The organism is Arthrobacter sp. SIMBA_036 (assembly GCF_046535135.1).
Lineage (GTDB): Bacteria > Actinomycetota > Actinomycetes > Actinomycetales > Micrococcaceae > Arthrobacter.
Map to the genome: position 1 here is coordinate 1 of NZ_JAWRXG010000468.1, position 235 is coordinate 235.

Below are 235 nucleotides of genomic sequence, written 5' to 3' on the forward strand. Positions count from 1 at the left end.
TGAAGTTGACGCGGACCTCGCCCGACAGTTTCGCTTTCACCTCGGCCCTGGATTCGCTGGTGTCGTCGAGTGCCGACCCGACGGTGGCCACGTGTTCCTGCTGTCCCTCGAAGGCGGCGTCGGCCGAATACGGCGTGTACCAGCTGCCGTAATGGGCGCTGAGCGATTCCTTGTACTTCTGGCTCTCGCGGTCGTGCATCGACGCGGTATAGGTGCGTTTCGCGGTGTCGCTGGC

1 protein-coding gene is annotated in these 235 nt (G+C 63.8%); it reads right to left on the reverse strand.

Annotated features, from left to right (window positions below; all coding sequences use genetic code 11):
- On the reverse strand, positions 1-199 hold a 199-nt coding region (locus SB659_RS20555), incomplete at its 3' end, for a hypothetical protein (RefSeq protein ID WP_410551779.1).
- Positions 200-235: the final 36 nt, after the last annotated feature.